Source organism: Nakamurella flavida (genome assembly GCF_030811475.1).
Lineage (GTDB): Bacteria > Actinomycetota > Actinomycetes > Mycobacteriales > Nakamurellaceae > Nakamurella > Nakamurella flavida.
Genome location: NZ_JAUSQV010000001.1, coordinates 3,499,128 through 3,518,437, shown reverse-complemented (window position 1 = coordinate 3,518,437; position 19,310 = coordinate 3,499,128). Strand labels below are relative to the sequence as shown.

15 protein-coding genes are annotated in these 19,310 nt (G+C 73.9%); 8 read left to right on the top strand and 7 right to left on the bottom strand.

The genetic code is table 11. The features are described 5' to 3' along the window. Positions 1 to 125 precede the first annotated feature (125 nt). Entirely contained in the window at positions 126 to 1,703 is a 1,578-nt protein-coding gene (locus J2S58_RS15595) for an MFS transporter (RefSeq protein WP_205256519.1), read from the top strand. Here J2S58_RS15595 and J2S58_RS15590 read toward each other — a convergent pair. Together J2S58_RS15590 and J2S58_RS15585 are read right to left on the bottom strand one after the other, a co-directional pair. Beyond that, positions 1,694 to 2,158, bottom strand: a complete 465-nt coding sequence (locus tag J2S58_RS15590; RefSeq protein ID WP_306828832.1) for a nucleoside deaminase — start codon at positions 2,156 to 2,158, stop codon at positions 1,694 to 1,696. The genes J2S58_RS15595 and J2S58_RS15590 overlap by 10 nt on opposite strands. 11 nt (positions 2,159 to 2,169) lie before the next feature. Then, the gene (locus J2S58_RS15585) at positions 2,170 to 2,655 is read right to left on the bottom strand and encodes a tRNA adenosine deaminase-associated protein (protein WP_205256520.1); all 486 of its coding nucleotides are present in this window, start codon (positions 2,653 to 2,655) and stop codon (positions 2,170 to 2,172) included. A 196-nt stretch (positions 2,656 to 2,851) separates the two neighbouring features. On the opposite strand from J2S58_RS15585, the gene J2S58_RS15580 reads away from it, so the two are divergent. Both J2S58_RS15580 and J2S58_RS15575 read left to right on the top strand, forming a co-directional pair. Then, positions 2,852 to 3,883 carry a prephenate dehydrogenase gene (locus J2S58_RS15580; RefSeq protein ID WP_306828829.1) on the top strand — a complete coding sequence of 344 codons (1,032 nt, stop codon included), beginning with the start codon at positions 2,852 to 2,854 and terminating at the stop codon, positions 3,881 to 3,883. An 86-nt stretch (positions 3,884 to 3,969) separates the two neighbouring features. Continuing rightward, positions 3,970 to 5,334 carry a hypothetical protein gene (locus tag J2S58_RS15575; RefSeq protein WP_205256521.1) on the top strand — a complete coding sequence of 455 codons (1,365 nt, stop codon included), beginning with the start codon at positions 3,970 to 3,972 and terminating at the stop codon, positions 5,332 to 5,334. Positions 5,335 to 5,385: 51 nt separating this feature from the next. Here J2S58_RS15575 and J2S58_RS15570 read toward each other — a convergent pair whose 3' ends face one another. After that, positions 5,386 to 6,495, bottom strand: a complete 1,110-nt coding sequence (locus tag J2S58_RS15570; protein ID WP_205256522.1) for a copper resistance D family protein — start codon at positions 6,493 to 6,495, stop codon at positions 5,386 to 5,388. A gap of 52 nt (positions 6,496 to 6,547) precedes the next feature. After that, a complete protein-coding gene (locus J2S58_RS15565) occupies positions 6,548 to 8,239 on the bottom strand; it encodes an ABC-F family ATP-binding cassette domain-containing protein (protein ID WP_205256523.1) in 1,692 nt (563 codons plus the stop codon). 204 nt (positions 8,240 to 8,443) lie between these two features. On the opposite strand from J2S58_RS15565, the gene J2S58_RS15560 reads away from it, so the two are divergent. Continuing rightward, a complete protein-coding gene (locus J2S58_RS15560) occupies positions 8,444 to 8,824 on the top strand; it encodes an antitoxin (protein ID WP_205256524.1) in 381 nt (126 codons plus the stop codon). A gap of 18 nt (positions 8,825 to 8,842) precedes the next feature. On the opposite strand, the gene J2S58_RS15555 is transcribed toward J2S58_RS15560, so the two are convergent. Together J2S58_RS15555 and J2S58_RS15550 are read right to left on the bottom strand one after the other, a co-directional pair. Next, complete coding sequence (locus J2S58_RS15555) at positions 8,843 to 13,063, bottom strand: DUF3418 domain-containing protein (protein WP_205256525.1); 4,221 nt, start codon at positions 13,061 to 13,063, stop codon at positions 8,843 to 8,845. A gap of 58 nt (positions 13,064 to 13,121) precedes the next feature. Continuing rightward, positions 13,122 to 14,255, bottom strand: a complete 1,134-nt coding sequence (locus J2S58_RS15550; RefSeq protein ID WP_205256526.1) for a TDT family transporter — start codon at positions 14,253 to 14,255, stop codon at positions 13,122 to 13,124. 86 nt (positions 14,256 to 14,341) lie between these two features. Here J2S58_RS15550 and J2S58_RS15545 point away from each other — a divergent pair, with 86 nt between their 5' ends. Then, positions 14,342 to 15,271 (top strand): LysR family transcriptional regulator, encoded by a 930-nt coding sequence (locus J2S58_RS15545; RefSeq protein WP_205256527.1) that lies wholly within the window; start codon positions 14,342 to 14,344, stop codon positions 15,269 to 15,271. A 12-nt stretch (positions 15,272 to 15,283) separates the two neighbouring features. Here the strand turns inward: J2S58_RS15545 and J2S58_RS15540 are convergent, their stop codons facing one another. Further along, positions 15,284 to 15,805: a 2'-5' RNA ligase family protein gene (locus J2S58_RS15540; RefSeq protein WP_205256528.1), complete on the bottom strand. Its 522-nt coding sequence runs from the start codon at positions 15,803 to 15,805 to the stop codon at positions 15,284 to 15,286. Between the two features lie 119 nt (positions 15,806 to 15,924). On the opposite strand from J2S58_RS15540, the gene J2S58_RS15535 reads away from it, so the two are divergent. The 3 genes from J2S58_RS15535 (at position 15,925) to J2S58_RS15525 (ending at position 19,309) form a co-directional block, all read left to right on the top strand. Next, the gene (locus tag J2S58_RS15535; RefSeq protein WP_205256529.1) at positions 15,925 to 17,166 is read left to right on the top strand and encodes an AI-2E family transporter; all 1,242 of its coding nucleotides are present in this window, start codon (positions 15,925 to 15,927) and stop codon (positions 17,164 to 17,166) included. After that, positions 17,156 to 17,671, top strand: a complete 516-nt coding sequence (locus J2S58_RS15530) for a SixA phosphatase family protein (protein ID WP_205256530.1) — start codon at positions 17,156 to 17,158, stop codon at positions 17,669 to 17,671. Before J2S58_RS15535 ends, J2S58_RS15530 begins: the two co-directional genes overlap by 11 nt. Before the next feature lie 75 nt (positions 17,672 to 17,746). Further along, on the top strand, positions 17,747 to 19,309 hold the full coding sequence (locus J2S58_RS15525; protein ID WP_205256531.1) for a CYTH and CHAD domain-containing protein: 1,563 nt from the start codon (positions 17,747 to 17,749) through the stop codon (positions 19,307 to 19,309). Position 19,310 lies beyond the last annotated feature (1 nt).

Here is a 19,310-nt window from a genome sequence, read left to right as displayed (position 1 = left end):
ATCACCGAGCCGCCGCTGAGCTCCAGGAATAGACGTGACCACGGCTCTGTTGATCCCAATACCGACCAGACGGTACAGTAACGACCGGAGCCACCTTGCTCCGTCCAGATCGAAGGAAGTGCAGCATGTCCACCGCCCTCTCCCGCGTCTCCGGCGAAACCGCCGTCCGCGACGAGCGAGCCCTGACCAGCCACGACACCCCCCGCGCCGGCGTGCGCGAGTGGATCGCCCTGGCCGTCCTGATGCTTCCCGTGCTGCTCGTCGCGGTCGACAACACCGTGCTGAGCTTCGCGCTCCCGTCGATCGCCGCTGCCCTGTCCCCCTCGGGCACCGGGCTGCTGTGGATCGTCGACATCTATCCCCTGGTTCTGGCCGCCCTGCTGGTCTCCATGGGCAGCATGGCCGACCGCATCGGCCGGCGCCGGCTGCTGCTCATCGGCTCGGCCGGCTTCGCTGTGGTCTCCGCGCTGGCCGCGTTCGCCCCGACCACCGGCTGGCTGATCGCCGGCCGCGCCGCGCTGGGCTTCTTCGGCGCCATGCTCATGCCGTCCACGCTGTCGCTGCTGCGCGCGCTGTTCGTACACGCCGAGCAGCGTCGGCTGGCCATCGCCATCTGGGCCGCCGGGTTCGCCGGTGGCGCCGCCCTCGGCCCCGTCGTCGGCGGTGTGCTGCTCGAGCACTTCTGGTGGGGTTCGGTCTTCCTCATGGCCGTCCCGGTCCTGCTGGTGCTGCTGGTCCTCGCACCTATCTTCGTCCCGGAGTCCCGTGACCCGAACCCGTCGCCGATCGACCCGGTCAGCATCGGGCTGAGCCTGGCCACGATGGCGCCGCTGGTGTTCGGCATCAAGACCGTCGCCGAGCACGGTGTCACCGATGTCGCACTGGTCTCGGTCGGCATCGGCCTGGCCGCCGGCGTCACGTTCGTGCGCCGCCAGCTGCACCGCGCCCAGCCGATGCTCGACCTGCGCTTGTTCAACAGCCGGGTGTTCAGCGCTGCGGTGCTGGCCAACCTGCTGTCCATCTTCGCGCTGGTCGGGTTCCTGTTCTTCGTCTCGCAGCACCTGCAGCTGGTGCTCGGCCTGAGCCCGCTGCAGGCCGGGCTCACCCTGCTGCCGGGCCTGGTCGGCAGCGTCGCGGCCGGGCTGGCCGTCGTCCCGCTGACCCGCTGGATCAGCCCGCGGATCATCATGGCCGCCGGGTTCGCCCTGTCCGCGGTGGCCTACGGGATCGTCATCGTGGTCGCCGACAACCCGACGGCCGCCGGGCTGACCGCCGCGTTCGTCGTGCTGTCCGCCGGCATCGGTGCCGCCGAGACGCTGTCCAACGACGCCGTGCTCACCGCCGCCCCGCCGGCCCGAGCCGGCGCCGCGTCGGCCATCTCCGAGACGGCGTACGAGCTGGGCGCCGTGCTCGGCACCGCGGTGCTGGGCAGCATCCTCACCGCGTCCTACCGCAGCGCGGTGCAGCTGCCCGCCGGCCTGACCGCCGAGCAGGCGGCCGCGGCCGGCGAGACGCTGGGCGGGGCCTCCACGGTGGCCGCCGAGCTGCCGCAGGGCGCCGCGATACAGCTGATGTCCACGGCCCGCCAGGCCTTCGACACCGGCGTGGTCACCACCTCGGCACTGGGTGTCGTCGTGGCCCTGGCCGCGTCGGTGCTGGTCCTCGTGGCCATGCGGCCGCAGCAGGCGCGCGCTCAGCGCTGACGCAGGCCGGTGAAGAACTCGAGCAGGGGTGCGGCGCACTCCTGCTCGAGGACGCCTCCGCGGACCTCCACCCGGTGCATCACCCGGCGGTCCCGCACCACGTCCCAGAGCGAGCCGACCGCTCCGGTCTTGGGCTCCCAGCAGCCGAACACCAGCCGGGCCACCCGCGCGGCGACCAACGCGCCGGCGCACATCGTGCAGGGCTCGACCGTCACCGCGAGGATGCAGCCGGCCAAATTCCAGGATCCGGTGGCCGCCGCCGCCGCGCGCAGGGCGACGATCTCGGCATGACCGGTCGGATCGCCGGTGGCCTCGCGATCGTTCACGCCGGTGGCGAGCTCTCGCCCGGACGCGTCCAGCACGACCGCGCCGATCGGGACATCCCCCGGTGGGGCCGTCCGCGCCACCGCGAGGGCCCGGCGGATCAGCGCGGCGTCAGCCGCACCGGCAGCCACGACGGGTCAGCTCAGGACTTCTCGACGAGCCGGGCGAACTGGTCGCCGAAGCCGCACCGCTGGGCGATCATCGTCAGCTGCTCGTCCGGGTACAGGTCGTCCTCGTCGATGACGACGTGCATCTCCTGCTCGGACATGCCGAAGTCGGCGAGCAGGGCCAGGTCGCCCTCCGGCCACGGATCCTCGTCGAGGTCGTCCTCGTCCGGGGTGGGCAGGTGCAGCAGGTCCAGCACGTCCGCGGCGATGTCGTAGTCCAGGGCGGCGGTGGCGTCGGACAGGACGAGAGAGGCGCCCCCGGGAACGGGGCGGACGATGACGAAGAACTCGTCGTCGACGGCGAGCAGCCCGAACACGGCCCCCGTCGCGGCGACCCGCCGCAGCGCGGTGATCACCCCGTCGAGGTCGTCGAGCAGCTCCGCGGCCAGCAGGGAGCACTTCCACTTGCCGTCCTCGTGGACGACCGCAACGGCAAAACCTTCGGTGTTCCCGGATGTCACGGTGCAGACGTTACGGCCTCCGGGCCCTCATCTCGACGCCTGGGCCGTCCGCCGACCCCCCGGCGGCCCGTCCTTCGCTCCGTCCCACCGGCCTTCCCCCGTGTGGGCAGCCTCACCCCCGTTCGGGGGAGCAACAATCCTTCGATCCGACGCCGAACAAGCTGACACCAGACACCGGAATGGTCATGATGATCAGGTGACGACACTGGGGGCTGTGATGGCGACGACCGGCGACAACGGGGACCTGCTACCCGGGGGCATTTGCGTCCTCGGGCTGGGGCTGATCGGCGGGTCGCTCGTCCGCGCCCTGGACAGCCGGACCACCACCTTCGGCTGGTCGCCCAGCGAGGGCACCCGCACCGCCGCCGCCGCCGACGGGGTGGACGTGCTCGGTGATCTCGACGCCGCCCTGGAACGCGCCGACGCCACCGGCGCCCTCACCGTGCTCGCCGGGCCGGTCACGTCCTTCCCCTCCGTGCTGCGACGTATCGACGCCGTCGCCCCCACCCTGGCGCTGACCGACGTGGCCAGTGTCAAGGCACCGGTGGAGACCCAGGTCGCCGAGCTGGCCCCGCAGGCCCGTTTCGTCGGGTCCCACCCCATGGCCGGGACCGCGCAGTCCGGGTGGGCGGCCGGATCCGCCGACCTGTTCACCGACGCCGCCTGGGTCACCACGCTCACCGAGGACACCGACCCGGCCGACTGGGCCGCCGTCGCCGCCATGGCCCTGGCCACCGGGGCCCGGGTCGTCCCGGCCGAGGCACTCGCCCACGACGAGGCCGTCGCCCGGGTGTCCCACCTGCCCCACCTCCTCGCCCTGGTCCTCGCCCAGGTCGGCGCGGCCGGCGGCACCCTGGCCCTCTCGCTGGCCGCGTCCTCGTTCCGCGACGGCACCCGCGTCGCCGGCACCCGCCCCGAGCTCATCCGCGCCATGTGCGAGACGAACCGCGACTCGCTGCTCGACGCCGTCGACGACGCGCTGGGCATCCTCGGCGTCGCCCGCGGCTCCCTGGCCTCCACCGGCTCCCTGGCCAAGCTCGCCGAGGCCGGCCACGCCGGGCGGATGCGGTACGACGCCGGCCCGGGCACCCTCGTCCCGGTCACCCTGCAGGGCGCCGACCTCATCGAGCAGCTGCTGTCCATCGGCGCCGCCGGCGGCCACGTCACCGGGGTGGGTGCCGGTGCGGGCGGCCCGGTCGTGCGCGCGCATTTCCCCACCGACGGCTGACCCACGCATCGCCGAGCACCCGTCCTGGACACCCGACGCCGTACGCTCGGGCTTTCCACCAGTGGCGTGACGAGGGAGAACGGTCCATGGCGCACCAGGTCTCGATGATGCGGGCGCCCCGCTCCCGGGTGTCCGGTTTCATGCACACCTACTGGTCGCGCGGTGAGGCCGGCCGGCCCACCCCGCGCTCCCTCGTCGTCTTCATGAACCGCATGTGGTTGCTGGCCCTGCTGTTCAAGCTGCTCGGCTCGTCCTGGGACGTGTCCTGGCACTTCAAGTGGCTGCGCGACGACCTGGCCGCCGCCCACATCCTGAACACCGTCGGCACCGGCATCGCCATCGGCCTGGTGCTCGCGCACACCTTCACCGGCTACGGCGCCGACCGGCGCTCGCTGCGGATCATGCAGATCGGCACCGGCATCTTCGTGGTCGCCGGCCCCATCGACGTCATCAACCACCGGGTCAACGGCCTCGATCTGACGGCGTGGTCGCCCTCGCACCTGCTCCTCTACATCGGCACCGCGATCATGATCGCCGGGGTCATCCGCAACTGGTACCACTCGTTCCCCCGCGAGGGCCGCTTCGCGAAGCAGTGGTCGGCCGGCCTGATCGCCCTCTGGGCGTTCATGTTCGAGAACACCTTCTTCCCGACGGGCCAGCAGGAGTACGGGATCCTCGAGGTCGAGTCGTGGCTGCGTGGCCGGCCCTACGCCGAGCCCGAGCTGCTCAGCTTCGCCGCCGGCCAGATCGGCCGCCCGGTCGACGACATCGCGCTCGAGACGTTCGCGATGCCGATCAAGTCCTGGGTGTACCCGGTGTGGGTGATCGGCATCTGCGTGGCCCTGCTGGTCTTCGCCCGGCTCATGGTCGGCCGCCGCTGGACGGCGACCATCGTCATCGCCCTGTACGTCGCCTACCGCTGCGTCATCTGGCCGCTGCTGACGTTCACCATCTTCCCGCCGAGCTCCGTGCCGCTGTGGCTGCTGCCGGTCGGGCTGGCCGTCGACCTGATGTTCCTGCCCAGGATGCAGCCCTACCTGCGTGCCGTCGTCGGCGCCGCCGTGCTCACCGCCGTCGGGTACGGGGCACTGGCCCTGCAGGCCGTCGCGTTCGGCACGCCGCTGGCCCTCGGATCCTGGACGATCGTGGAGATGCGCCAGGCGTTCGAGGCCGGCGCGAACCTCTACACGGTGCCCGTCGCCTGGGGCACGTTCTGGATCAGCTTCCTGCTGCTCGCCGCCACGTGGTCCGCGGTGACGCTCCTCGTCCGGCGCGGCATCGGGCTCGACACGCGCCGGCCGCCCGCGCCGGTGGGCTACGAGACGGAGCCCGAGCGGGACGCACGCGGGGTGCTCACCGGGTGGGCGGCCAAGCCCGCAACGTCGCAAGCCCGTCGTACCGCCCGCCCGGCGCGGACCGACCGGCGCACCGGAGAACGCGTCAGCGGCTGAGCCGTTCCGGACCGAGCAGGGTCAGGCCGACCAGGGTCAGGTCACGCAGGGTCAGAACGGCAGGACCGACGAGCGGGTCAGCGCCACGGCGACGCCGAAGGCCATGCCCAGCACGACGAGCTCCCACCCGCACCACACGGCGACCGCGGTGCGCCGCCGGTCGAGGATGCGCGGCAGCAGACGCTGCCGGACCACCACGGCGATGGCGGCGACCACGATCATCAGCGCCGTCTTGGCCAGGATCAGCACCCCGTACCGGGTCTGCCACAACGACTCGGGCAGGTTGGTCACCGGGGAGACGGCCAGCTCCAGCAGACCGTTGAACACCCCGGACAGGCCGACCACGACGACGCACCAGGTGGCCAGGCGCGAGAACCGCGGCAGGGCGACGGCGAGCAGGTCGGCCCGGCCGGACAGGAACACCACCACCGCGCCCAGCCCACCGGCCCACGCGCTGGCCGCGACGACGTGCAGCTCCATGGAGACCATCGACAGGTCGTGGTAGTCCCAGTTCGTGGCGTGCCCGGTCAACGGCAGCGGCAGCAGACCGAACAGGGCGACGCCGGCGCGCAGCTCGGCCGGCACCCGTTCGCCGTGCCGGCGGGTCAGCCGGACCAGCCACACCGAGAGCAGCCCGCACCCTGCGGACAGCAGCAGACCCTTGCCGGCGGCGATCGACGCCACGTAGGTCCAGACGTCACCGGGCGACGGGACGGACCCGGGCTGCAGCTCGGCGGTCAACAGGACGACGGAGACGACGGCGGCGACCGTCCACGTCCACGCCGACCACTCCGCGACGCGGTAGGTGCGGCGCAGCACCGGCTCGGAGCGTTCCGGTCGGTCGAACCCGATGAAGCGGGCCAGCAGGGCCAGTCCGGCCGTGGTGACCGCGGCCAGATCGACCAGGATGCGCGCGGTCGGGATGCCCCACCGCACCACCGGGGACGGCTCGGCCAACCCGGCGATGGGCGGCATGCGGGTCACCCCGGAGCTGACCAGCACCGCGACCAGGGCGGCCGCCCCGACCAGCAGGGCGAAGACGGCCGCCGACCGGGTCACCCCGGCGAACACCGGCTGGACGGAACCCCCCGGGCTCCCGGCGGGCGCTCGACGCGCCAGCACGCGGGGCGCGCCGGTCCGGGGCGGGTGGGAGCGGGTCACCGGACCATCGTGACACGCCGGTACCCGCCCGGACCCGGCCGTGGGACGGGGTTCATCGCGCCCGGCGCACCCGCTGCACGTCCCAGACCGGCTGGTCGGACACCACCACCGACCCGTCGGCGCCGAAGACGAGGAACGCGTCGAACGTGCGGGCGAAGGCGCGGTCGTGGGTGATGGCGATGACGCTGCCGTCGAACGCGGCGAGCGCCGCCTCCAACGACTGCGCCGAATGCAGATCCAGGTTGTCCGTCGGCTCGTCCAGCAGCAGCAGCGTCGCTCCGGAGAGCTCCAGCAGCAGGATCTGCAGGCGGGCCTGCTGCCCGCCGGACAGCGTCTGGTAGGTCTGCTCGCCCGCCCGGGCCAGGCCGTACCGGTCCAGCGCGCGGGCCGCCTGCTCCCGGCCCATCCCGGCCCGGTCGTCGTCGCCGTGGTGCAGGATCTCCAGCAGCGTCCGCCCGTGCAGCTCCGGGTGGGCGTGGGTCTGCCGGAAGTACCCCGGCCGCACCCGGGAGCCCAGGGCCACCGTTCCGGTGTGCGCGACCGGCGCGAGATCGGCCGCCCCGACCGGTGTCGCGGCCGGGTCGGGGTCGCTCCCGCCGGCGGCCAGCAGCCGCAGGAAGTGCGACTTGCCCGATCCGTTCGACCCGAGCACGGCCAGCCGGTCGCCGTAGAACACCTCGAGATCGAACGGATCCATCAGCCCGGTCAGCCCCAGGCCCTCCGCGACCACCGCGCGCTTCGCGGTGCGCCCGCCGCGCAGCCGCATCGTCACCGACTGCACCATCGGCACGGCCTGCGGCGGGCCCGCCGACTCGAACCGGGCCAGCCGGGTCTGCGCCGCCGCGTACCGGGAGGCGAGCCCGTCGTTGAAGGCGGCCTTGGTCTTGTACATCAGCACCAGGGCGACGAGCTTGGCCCGCTCCTCGTCCCACCGCCGCCGCAGCTCCTCCAGCCGGGAGTTCCGCTCGTCGCGGGCGGTGACGTAGCCGGTGAAGGAACCGCCGTGCACCCACGACGTCGCGCCGGCGGCTCCCGGCTCCAGGGTGACGATGCGGGTCGCGGCCGCGGCCAGCAGCTCGCGGTCGTGCGAGACGAACAGCACGCTCCGCCCGGACTCCCCGACCTGGGCGAGTCGCCGCTCCAGCCACTGCTTGCCGGGCACGTCGAGATAGTTGTCCGGCTCGTCCAGCAGCAGCACCTGCGCCGGCCCGTCGAGCAGCAGCTCCAGCACCACCCGCTTCTGCTCACCGCCGGACAGGCTGGTGACCGCCCGAAACTTCGCCCGGTCGTAGGGGACACCCAGGGCGGCCACGGTGGCGACATCGAACCGGGTCTCCCAGTCGTAGCCGCCGACGTCGCCCCAGTCGGCCAACGCCTGCGCGTACGTCATCGCCACCGCGTCGCTGTCGTCGGCCATCATGGCCAGCTCCGCGGCGTCCAACGCGGCGGCGGCCTCCCGCACCGGGCCCGGGGTCACCGTCAGCAGCAGGTCGCGGACGGTGGAGTCGTCGCGCACCGACCCGATGAACTGCGGCATCACGCCGAGCTCCCCGGCCGAGGTCACCACGCCCTCGTCCGCGGGGATCTCCCCGGCCGCGATCCGCAGCAGCGTGGTCTTGCCCGTGCCGTTCGGGCCGATCAGCGCGGCCACCACGCCCTGCCCGACCCGGAAGGAGACGTCGGCCAGCAGGGGCCGCCCGTCGGGCAACCACTGGCCGATGCCGGCGAACTCGATGTATCCCACCGGGGCAGCGTCGCCGGGTCCGGGTCCGGGCGTCAAACGACATGACCCACGGTCAGATGTGCTGCACGGGGTCGACCGGCTTCACCACTTCGGGCGACCCGCCCGGCCCCGACGGGTGACGCTCCGATGACGACACCGGGGGCGGTCACCTAGGGTGGCCCCAACCGCCGCGAACGAGCTCGGCGACGAGGAGAGGACTGCACCATGGTCGACTTCAACGAACTGCGGAACAAGGCACAGTCGCTGCTCTCCGAGCATTCCGATCAGGTGAAGAGCGGCATCGACAAGGTCGGCGAGGTCGTCGGCAGGAAGGTCGGGCACGACAAGGCCGACCCCATCGAGCAGAAGCTGCACGGCCTGGTCGACCGGCTCAAGGGCGACACCGACCCGGCGGCCGAGCAGACCACCGGAGACCAGGCACCCACGGCCCCGACGGCCCAGCAGCCCACCCCCACCGACCCGGGTCCGGAGCCGACCGTGCCCGCCCCGGCGCCGACCCCGCCGGCCGGCCCCGCCCCCACCACCCCGGTCGAGCCCACGCTGCCCGAGCAGCCCGGGTCGCCGTCCGCGACCGGGCGGTACTGAGCAGGTCCGCCGACCGGCTCAGTCGGCGAGCAGATCGGTCAGTGCCGAGCGGATCCGCTTGGCACTGACCGGCACCGCGGTGCGCATCGGCTGCGCGAACGCCGCGACCCGGTACTCCTCCAGCAGCTGACGCACGGCGGCCACCCCCGGCCGCCCCCGCGGACCGAGCCGGTCGGCGGCCGCGTCGATCTCGCTGCGGAGTTCGGCGATCTCCACCATCCGCTCGCGGTCCCGGCCCGGGTTCTCCGGCAGCCGGGTGGCCCGCCGGGCCAGGGCCTGGACATGCCGCAACCGGTCGGGCAGCCCCGCGGCGCCGGTCTCGGCCAGGAACCGCGGGTGCACCAACCGCGCCAGTTCCGCACGCAGATCGGCGACCTGCTCGGTCAGGGCGGTGCCCTTCACCGCGGCGATCGCCTCCTGCGCGTCGTTGGCGGCCCGCAGGATCTGCTCCCCGGCGGCGAGTACATCGGTGACGGCCCGGTCGAGCTGACCGGCGATGCGGGTGGCCCGCACCTCGAAGTCCGCCACCGTCCAGGCCAGCCCGCCGGACCAGTCGAGCAGGGCGTCGACCGCCGCCTCCACCGCGTCCTGCACCAGTGCGCCCATGCTGCCGTGCGGGCTGGTGGCCAGGGTCATCAGCTGGGTGCGGGTCAACGCGTACCGCAGGTGGGCCAGCGGTGACCGCGAGCGCAGCACCAGCAGTCGGCGCACCCCGCCGCGCATCGCGGCGAGCTGCTCGTCGCGGGAGGTGAACATCCGCAGGCTGACGCTGTCCCCGTCGTCGACCAGGGCGGGGTAGCCGGTGATCCGGTGCCCGTCGACGGTACTGGTCACGCTCTGCCGCACCCCGTCCGCCGGGAACGCCGTCAACCCGGAGCGTTCGACGGTGCCGGACGCCTTGGCCACCGCCTGCCGGGAGTCCACCGCCAGCTGCTGCTGCAGGCCGGCCAGGTCCTTGCCGGTGCCCACCGCCCGGCCCCGCTCGTCCACGACGGTGAACGTCATCCGCAGGTGTGCGGGCACCTTCTCCACGTCGAAGTCGGACGCCCGCACGGTGATGGAGGTGAGCGCGGTGAGGGCGCGGGCCAGTTCGGCGGCCATCCCGGCCGAGCCGGACGCACCCGCCGCCCCGCCGGCGTGGGCCAGCGCGGCCCGGGCGAAGTCCGGCGCCGGGACGAACGACCGGCGCAGCGTCTTGGGCAGCGTGCGCAGCAGGGCCACGGCCAGTTCCTGGCGCAGACCCGGGACCTGCTGGTCGAAGGTTCCCGCGTCGACCCGGGCCAGCACGGCCAGCGGGATCGTGACACCCACCCCGTCCTGCTCGGACGTGGGGTCGAAGGTGTAGTCCAGGTCGAGATCGACCCCGCCGGAGGTGAACCGGTCGGGGAACTCGGCCGGGTCCACCGCGTCGGCCCCGGCCGCGACGAGCTGCTCGGCGGTGACCGTCAACAGACCGGGGTCCTCCCGGGAGACCTTCTTCCACCAGGAGTCGAAGTGCCGGGCCGAGGTGACGTCGGCCGGGATGCGTGCGGTGTAGAAGGCGAAGAGGGCCTCGTCGTCGACCAGGTCGCGCCGCCGGACCCGGTCCTCCCAGTCCTGCACCTGGGCCAGCGCGGCCTGGTTGGCGGCGAAGAACGCGTGACGGGTCTGCCAGTCGCCCTCGACCAGGGCGTGCCGGATGAACAGCTCCCGGCAGAGCTCGGGGTCGATCCGGTCGAAGGCCACACTGCGCGCCGCGACCAGGGTCACGCCGAGCAGGGTGACCTTCTCGCTGGCCACCACGGCCCCGCGACGGGCGCTCCAGTGCGGCTCGGAGTAGTTGCGGCGCAACAGCTCCCCGCCGACCGTCTCCACCCACTCCGGCTCGATCCGGGCGGCCAGCCGGCCCCACAGCCGGGAGGTCTCCACCAGCTCACCGGCCACCACCAGGCGTGGGCCGGACTTGGCCAGCGCGGACCCCGGCCAGATGACGAACTTGGTGCCGCGGGTGCCCTGGTACTCCCGGCCCGGCTCCAGCCGCAACCCGATGTGCGAGAGCAGCCCGGCGAGCAGGGCGGTGTGGATGCGCGCCACGTCCATCCCGGTGGCCAGCGACCCCTTGCCGGCCTGCGTCGCCGCGGTCCCGGCGGCAGGCTTCACCGTGGTGGGCAGCTGCTGGCCGCGGCGGCCGTGCCGACGCCGGCCCCGGCTCACCCCGGTCGCACTGACCGGCGCCTGCTCGGGCGCGCCGGCCTCCTCCCCCTCCGCGGCGGCGGGCGCTGGCACGTCCACGATGCGCGCGCTGGCCTCGACGTCCATGCCCAGCCCGCGGGCGATCTGCCGCAGCTGGGAGTGCAGGTCCTGCCACTCCCGGATGCGCAGGTAGTGCAGGTACTCCTGCTTGCACATGCGGCGGAACGCGTTGCCGGACAGGGTATTCCCCTGCTCGCCGAGATAGCGCCACAGGTTGACCAGGGACAGGAAGTCCGAGTGCGGCTCGACGAACCGGGAGTGCGACGCGGTCGCCTTCTCGCGGTCCTCCAGCGGGTACTCGCGGACGTCCACGATGGACAGCGCGGAGACGATGACGAGCAGCTCGGCCAGGCAGCCGCGTCGGTCGCCCTCGACGATCATCCGGGCCAGCCGCGGGTCCACCGGCAGCGCGGCCAGCGACCGGCCGGTCGGGGTGAGCAGCACCCGGTCGCCGCCCGTCTCCAGGGCGCCCAGCTCGGTGAGAACGGTGATGCCGTCGGTGATCTGCCGCCGGTCCGGCGGGTCCAGGAACGGGAAGTCGGCGATGTCACCGAGATCCAGCGAGGCCATCTGCAGGATGACCGAGGCCAATGAGGTCCGGGCGATCTCCGGATCGGTGAACTCCGGGCGCCCCAGGAAGTCCTCCTCGCTGTAGAGCCGGATGCAGATGCCGTCGGCGACGCGGCCGCACCGGCCGGCCCGCTGCCCGGCCGAGGCCTGCGAGATCGGCTCGATGGGCAGCCGCTGCACCTTGGTGCGCGAGGAGTAGCGGGAGATCCGGGCCGTGCCGGGATCGATGACGAACCGGATGCCCGGCACGGTCAGCGAGGTCTCGGCCACGTTGGTGGACAGCACGATCCGCCGGCCGGTGTGCGCGCTGAACACCTTGTGCTGCTCGGCCGCGGACAGCCGTCCGTACAGCGGGAGCACCTCGTACCGACCCGGCCGGCCGGCCAGGTGGCCGCGGAGCACCTCGGCGGTGTCGGTGATCTCGCGTTCCCCGGACAGGAACACCAGGATGTCCCCGTCGCGCTGGGCCTCCAGCTCGTCGACCGCGGCGCAGATGGCCTGGGCCTGGTCGGGCTGGGCGGCCCGGTCCTGGCCGGCCGGTCGCGCCGCGGACCGGGCCCGGGTGCGGACGGGAGCGGGCCGGTCGGGGTCGCCCGGCACCTCGGCGAGGTCGTCGGCGAGATCGTCCGGGTCGTCGCCGTCGCCTGCGTCCTCGGCGTCCAGACCCCAGGGCCGGTAGCGGATCTCGACCGGATAGGTCCGCCCGGACACCTCGATGATCGGGGCGTCGCCGAAGTGCCGGGAGAAGCGCTCCGGGTCGATGGTGGCCGAGGTGATGATCACCTTCAGGTCGGGGCGGCGCGGCAGCAGCCGGACCAGGTAGCCGAGCAGGAAGTCGATGGTGAGGCTGCGTTCGTGGGCCTCGTCCAGGATGATCGTGTCGTAGGCGAGCAGGTCCGGGTCGCGGCCGATCTCGGCGAGCAGGATGCCGTCGGTCATCAGCTTGACCAGGGTGTCCGGGCCGGTGTGGTCGCCGAAGCGGACGGTGTAGCCGATGGCCCCGCCCAGCTCCGTGCCGGTCTCCTCGGCGATCCGCTCGGCCAGGGCACGCGCCGCGATCCGTCGTGGCTGGGTGTGCCCGATGGTGCCGCGCACCCCGCGGCCGAGCTGCAGGCAGACCTTGGGCAGCTGGGTGGACTTCCCCGAGCCGGTCTCCCCGGCCACGATCACGACCTGGTGCTCGGCGATGGCGGCGGCCAGGTCGTCCACCCGCTCGGACACCGGGAGCTCGGGCGGGAAGTTCAGCGCCGGCACCGCGGCCCGGCGGCGGACCATCTTGTTCCGGGCCGCCTCGGTCTGGCCGAGCAGCTGGTTCTGCTCCCGGTCCCGGCGGGCCGGGTCGCGCAGCCCGCTCAGGCGCTGCCACCGGCGGCCCAGTCTGCGCTCGTCGGCGATGGAGAGACCGGTGAGATCGGGCGGAGCGGTGACGGTGGCCATGACCGGTCCAGGATAGGCGCGTGCGCCACCGGGTTCCGGCCGAGCGGACCCCGATGGGTCAGCCGCGGAACAGCCGCCCGGCCAGCACGCCACGCACCGTCCCGGTGGCCACCGTGGCCCATACCCCGGCGAGCACCACGAAGAGCACCACCGCCAGCCCACGGATCACCACGGACCCGGTGGCCGCCCCGAGGGCCGTCGCCCCGGTCACGCAGGTGCCGATGGGGAAGGTGAAACTCCACCAGGTCAGCGAGAAACTCAGGCCGGTGCGGGCCGCGTGCCCGGTGAGCAGGACGGCCAGCACGAACACCAGGGCCCCGAACCCACCCATGAGCAGACCGAACACCACGCCGAACACGTGCAGGCCGGCGGCGGTGGCCGCGGGCACCACCCCGGCCGCACCGGCGCCCAGCAGGTTCACCGCGGTGACGGACTGGCCGATCATGCCGAGCGAGATCCAGACGGTGGGCGCGGCCTGGGTGGGCAGGACCCCACCGTGCAGCAGGCGTGACCAGACCAGCGTGAGGGTCATCATCCCGACGAGCAGGCTCAGCCCGACCAGGCCGTAGCAGGCCAGCAGCAGGGTGAGCCGCAGCTCACCGGCGGGCACGTGCGGCAGCAGCAGCGCTCCCCCGGTGGCCGAGACCATCGGCGGGACGACCGGCATCAGCCAGGCCGGCAGGGCCGTCACCTCGCCCTCGCCGCGCAGCCGGCGGGTGATCATCGCGAACGGCACGAGCACGCTGGTGGCCAGCCCCAGCAGCGTGCCGGTCACCCAGAGCACCGCGTCGACGCCGACCGCGAGACCGGTGCCCAGCACCGGCGCCCCGAGGATCAGCGTCCCGGACCCCACGGTGAGCAGGGCCATCGGCAGCGCCCCGGTGAACTGCACGGCCACCCGGTCCGCGAGATACGCCCGGGCGTTCTCGGCGTACCGCACCCAGTGCGTGACGAACGCGGCCAGCAGCACGACCAGCAGCGCGGCGGCCAGCAGCCAGATCACCGTGGCCACCGTCCGCAGGCCCGGGACCTGCAGCGGCAGACCGGCGGCCGCCGTCCCGACGATGCCGGTGCCCATCACCATGGCGAACACGTTGGGGGTGATGTGCGCCGCCGTGGGCCGACCGACCCGGGCGACGGGACGGACGGTGGAGAGCGGGACGGCGGGAACCCGGACGGCGGTGCTGGTCATGTCCCGACCCTCCCGCCGACGCCGCCGCGTCGGTAGCCGGCCGCGCCTTGTCAGCTCACAAGCTCGGCTTGTGGTGCGATCGGTCCGTGCTCTCGTCCCGGGTCCCCGATCTCGTCGCCCTGCAGCTCCTGCTGGCCGTGCAGAGCACCGGCAGCCTGGGCGCAGCCGGAGTCCGGCTGGGGATGACCCAGCAGGCCGCGTCACTGCGGATGCGGTCGATGGAGGCCCAGGTCGGCGTGCCGCTGCTGGCCCGCAGCCGGCGGGGTTCGACGCTGACCGAGGCGGGCGGACTGCTCGCCCAGTGGGCCGGGCCGGTGATCGGGGCAGCGGCCGAACTGGACGCCGGGGTGGAGTCGCTGCGGACCGACCGGGACGCCCATCTGCGGGTGGCGGCCAGCCTCACCGTCGCCGAGCACCTGATCCCGCGCTGGCTGGTCCGGCTCCGTGACGAGCAGCGGGCCGCCGGTGGGAGTCCCACCGAGGTCAGGCTCGTCGCCGCCAACAGCGACGCCGTTGCCGGGCAGGTGGCCGCCGGCCAGGCGGACCTGGGCTTCGTCGAGACTCCCCGGGCACCGGACGGACTGCCGTCGCGGGTGGTGGCCGGGGACGACCTGGTCGTCGTGGTGCCGCCCACCCACCCATGGGCCCGGCGGCGGGGAGCGATCACCGCGGCGCTGCTCGCCCGGACCGCGCTGGTCAGCCGGGAACCGGGGTCCGGCACCCGGGACGCACTGGCCGGCGCCCTGCACGTCGCCCTGCCCGACGTCGTTCCCGCCCCACCCGCCCTGGAGGTGTCCAGCAGCACCGCCATGCGGGCCGCGATCACCGCGGGCACCGCGCCGGGGGTGCTCAGCGCGCTGGCCGTGGCCGACGACCTTGCTCTCGGCCGGCTCCGGCGCGTCCCGGTGGCCGGGCTCGACCTGCACCGAGAGCTGCGCGCGGTGTGGCGCTCCGGTCCGCACCCACCCGCCGGGCCGGCACGCGAGCTCGTCGCCCTGGCGGCCCGGCGCGGCTGACGCCCGGTCCGCTCAGGGCAGCACGGTCCACGTGCGCCGCGCGTCGGAGTCCCAGCGGCGCACCTGGTGGCCGAGGATCTCCACGGCGGTGTCGTCACCGACCAGGCCGACCGCCTCGCCGAGCTGCTCGGGGCGCATCCGCCGGGCCAGGGTGACGTGCGGGGTCCACCGGCCGGGTTCCAGGTGCGGCCGCCGGGCGATGCCGGCCTGCTCGAGCACGGCGGCCAGCCGGGCCTGCAGCTCCAGCAGCTCCGCGGTCGGCAGGACCAGGCGGGCGAGCACGCAGGAGCGGGAGCCGAACACCAGCAACCCGCCGAGGACGAGTTCCAGGGGCAGATCCCCGACCGCCGCGGCGATGTCCCGTTCCACCGCGTGCGGGATCTCCTCCGCGACGGCCAGGGTCACGTGGGGCCGGTTCGACACGGCCGTGTGCCGGGCCTGGCTGGGCAACCCCGCCGCCTCCAGCACCGCCCACTGCTCCCGGACGCATTCCTCCGCCGGGCCCTCGAACAGCAACTCCACCGATTGCACCATGCCCGCCAGCACACTCCGCAGCGCGTCCTTCGGCAACTCTCCGTGGCGACCTGGTCGGCTCGGGATGCCTCGCCGGGGAGGATGGGTCCGGCGGATCCCTCCGCCCCGGAGGGAGACCCATGTTCGGACGACGCTCAACCGGCGGCAGCGACACCCCTGCTCCCGGCAGCGGGGTCGACCTGTCCGCCGACGACCCGGCCGCCCGCCGACGCCTCGCGGACGGGGTGCACACCAGCGCCCGCTGGACACTGCGCCTGCTGATCATCGCGGCCGGCCTGTGGGTGCTGGCCCAGCTCTTCGCCTGGCTGTGGCCGATCCTGCTGCCGGTGCTCCTCGCCCTGGTCCTGTCGTCCGTCCTGTGGCCGCCCGTCCGCTGGATGCGGCGCAAGCTGCCGCCCGCCCTGGCCGCCGCCCTCGGCCTGATCGGCCTGTTCGCGCTCATCGCCGCGGCGATCTGGCTGATCGTCCCGGTCGTCACCGCGCAGGCCCAGCCGTTGGCGAACCAGGCGTCCGCCGGGCTGGCCTCGCTGCAGACCTGGCTCAGCGAGCCGCCGTTCAACCTGGACGACAAGGGGCTGGGCGATCTGATCAGCCAGGCCACCAGCTACCTGCAGGACAACGCGCAGACCATCGCCACCACCGCGCTGACCTCGTTGGCCGCGATCGGGTCGCTCCTGGTCACCGTGGTGCTCGCGCTGATCCTGACCTTCTTCATGCTCAAGGACGGCCCGAAGTTCCTGCCGTGGCTCGAGCGGTGGGTCGGCGTGCGGACCGGCTACCACCTCGACGAGGTGGCCGGCCGGGTGTGGTCGGCGCTGGCCCAGTACATCTGGTCGCAGGCCGCCGTCGCCGCGGTGGACGGCATCTTCATCGGGCTCGGCGTCTTCCTGCTCGGCGTGCCGCTGGCCCTGCCGATCGGCGTCATCACCTTCCTCGGCGGATTCATCCCCATCGTCGGCGCCTTCGTGGCCGGCGGTGTCGCCGTCCTCGTGGCCCTGGTCTCCAACGGGGTGTGGACGGCGTTCTTCGTGCTGCTCGTCGTGCTCGCCGTGCAGCAGATCGAGGGCAACGTGCTGCAGCCGATCCTGGTCGGCAAGACCCTCAAGCTGAACGCCGCCGTCGTCATCGCCGGCGTCACGGCGGGTGGCTCGCTGTTCGGCATCATCGGCGCGTTCCTGGCCGTCCCGGTCATCGCCACGTCCATCGTCATCGCGCAGTACCTCCGGTCGCAGGTGGTGGACGAGGCGCCACCACCGGTGGGCACGCTGGACCCCGACGAGGCCCCGGACGACCAGCCGGCCCTGGACGCGAGCCCCACCGGCGAGCAGGCCCGTGAGGCGGCGAGCAGTCATGACGGCTGACCGCACGCTGGTCCTGCTCCGGCACGGCAAGTCCGGCTACCCGCCGGGTGTCGACGACCACGACCGGCCGCTGGCCGCGCGGGGACGCCGGGAGGCGGCGCTGGCCGGAGCCTGGATCGACGAGCAGGTGCCGCCGCTCGACGCCGTGCTCTGCTCGACGGCCCTGCGCACCCGGCAGACGCTGGAGCACACCGGCCTGGGTGCGCCGGCCGAGTTCCGCGGGGAGATCTACGAGGCCGCCCCCGGTGACCTCCGCGAGCTGGTGGCCGCGCTCGATCCGGACCTGCGATCCGTGCTGCTCGTCGGGCACGCCCCCGGCATCCCGGCCCTGGCCCTCGCGCTGGCCGGCCCCGGGTCGGACGCGGACGCGGTGGCCGGTGTCGACGGGCACTTCCCCACCTCGGCCATCGCCGTGCTCCGGATCGCCGGACCCTGGTCGGACCTGACCGGCCACGGACCGGCCACCGGCGCCCGGTTGGCCGCCTTCCACATCGCCCGGGACTGACCCCGCGGGCCCGGTGGGCCGGGCCGGGGAGAATCATGGGGGCGACCGGAGACCGCCCACGACGAACGGAGTGCCATGACGGCACCGCAGCTGTCCGTGCGGGAGGTCACCCCCGCCGCGTCCCTGCCCGCCCTGGGCTCGGTGCCCGGGGTGTCCCGGGTCGCGATCGACGTCGCCCGGATCACCGAGGATTTCCGGGACACCGCCGGCGCCGCCCTGCTCCGGCAGGGGCTCACCCTGCGCCGGACCAGCGGGGAGTCCGACGAGTGGATCCTGCAGGGGCTGCCGACCGGCGCGGAGCTGCGTCGCCCGGCGACGGACTCCGCCGAGCCGCCCGACGAGGTCCTGGCCGCTGTCCGCGGCCAGATCCGCGGGGGTCGGCTGCAGTCCATCGCGACCGTCGAGAGCACCCGCACGGCCCACCGCCTGCTCGACGACCGGGGCCGGCTGCTGCTCACCGTCGTCGACGCCGTCTCCTCCTCCCACGCGACGCTGGACGCCGTCGCCGTGCTGACCTCCTGGCGGCGCTGGTGGGTCGAGCCGGCCACCGGCGGGGACGTCCCCGTGGCCACCGGCGGGTCGGCCGGCAAGGTGACCGCCCAGGTCGAGGCGCTGCTGGACCGGGGCGGGCGCCGCGGGGCGACCGCCGACCCGCTCGCCCGGGCGCTCGGCGACCGCTATCCCGCACCCACCGCCGCTCCCACGCCCACCCGGCGGGGCCCGGCCGCCCTGGTCGTCCAGGCCCACCTGACCGCCCAGGTCGAGGCGCTGGCCGCGCAGGACTGGCCGGTGCGGACGGACGCCCCGGACAGCGTCCACCAGATGCGGGTGGCCACCCGCCGACTGCGCAGCGCGCTGTCCACCTTCGGGCCGCTGCTCGACCGGGCCGTCACCGACCCGCTGCGCAGCGAGCTGGCCTGGCTGGCCGGAGTGCTGGGCGGGGCGCGGGACGCCGAGGTGCAGCGGGACCACCTGGCCGCGGTGCTCGCCGCCGAACCGGTCGAGCTGGTCATCGGGCCGGTGCGCGCCGAGTTGGACGAGCACTTCGCCCGGACCTACGCCACGGCGCGGGAGGCCGTGCTGGCCGCGTTGGACGACCGGCGGTACTTCCGGCTCCGCGACGCCCTGGACACCCTCGCCGCCGGGGCGCCGTTCACCGCCGAGGCCCAGGGGCCGGCCGAGAAGGTGGCCACCGCCCGGGTGGGCGCGGCCTTCCGCCGGCTCAAGCGGGCCGTGGAGACCATGCAGGAGCAGGCCGCCCGCGCCGGGACCCCGCAGATCGGCTCACCGGTGATCGCGACGAAGGGACCGGACGAGCTCTTCCACGAGACCCGCAAGGCGGCCAAGCGGCTGCGGTACGCCGCCCAGGCGCTGGCCCCGGCGTTCGGCAAGCCGGCCGTGGCGCTGGCCGAGGCGGCGGAGAACCTCCAGGAGATCCTGGGGGATCACCAGGACAGCGTCGTGCTGCGCGCCACCCTGCGGGACCTGGCCGTCCGGTCGTTCCTGGACGGCGGCAATCCGTTCACCCTCGGCCGGCTGCACGCCCTCGAGCAGGTCCGGGCCGAGCGGGCCGAGGCCGCGTTCGCCCCGGCCTGGGCGGACCTGGACCACAAGAAGCTGCGGCGCTGGCTGAGCTGAC

What these genes read in the sequence shown, in the direction of transcription:
- J2S58_RS15525 (WP_205256531.1), top strand. Translation starts at nt 17,747, where the DNA reads ATGACGGCACCGCAGCTGTCCGTGCGGGAGGTCACCCCCGCCGCGTCC.
- J2S58_RS15550 (WP_205256526.1), bottom strand. Translation starts at nt 14,255, where the DNA reads ATGACCAGCACCGCCGTCCGGGTTCCCGCCGTCCCGCTCTCCACCGTC.
- J2S58_RS15595 (WP_205256519.1), top strand. Translation starts at nt 126, where the DNA reads ATGTCCACCGCCCTCTCCCGCGTCTCCGGCGAAACCGCCGTCCGCGAC.
- J2S58_RS15530 (WP_205256530.1), top strand. Translation starts at nt 17,156, where the DNA reads ATGACGGCTGACCGCACGCTGGTCCTGCTCCGGCACGGCAAGTCCGGC.
- J2S58_RS15555 (WP_205256525.1), bottom strand. Translation starts at nt 13,063, where the DNA reads ATGGCCACCGTCACCGCTCCGCCCGATCTCACCGGTCTCTCCATCGCC.
- J2S58_RS15540 (WP_205256528.1), bottom strand. Translation starts at nt 15,805, where the DNA reads ATGGTGCAATCGGTGGAGTTGCTGTTCGAGGGCCCGGCGGAGGAATGC.
- J2S58_RS15535 (WP_205256529.1), top strand. Translation starts at nt 15,925, where the DNA reads ATGTTCGGACGACGCTCAACCGGCGGCAGCGACACCCCTGCTCCCGGC.
- J2S58_RS15575 (WP_205256521.1), top strand. Translation starts at nt 3,970, where the DNA reads ATGGCGCACCAGGTCTCGATGATGCGGGCGCCCCGCTCCCGGGTGTCC.
- J2S58_RS15560 (WP_205256524.1), top strand. Translation starts at nt 8,444, where the DNA reads ATGGTCGACTTCAACGAACTGCGGAACAAGGCACAGTCGCTGCTCTCC.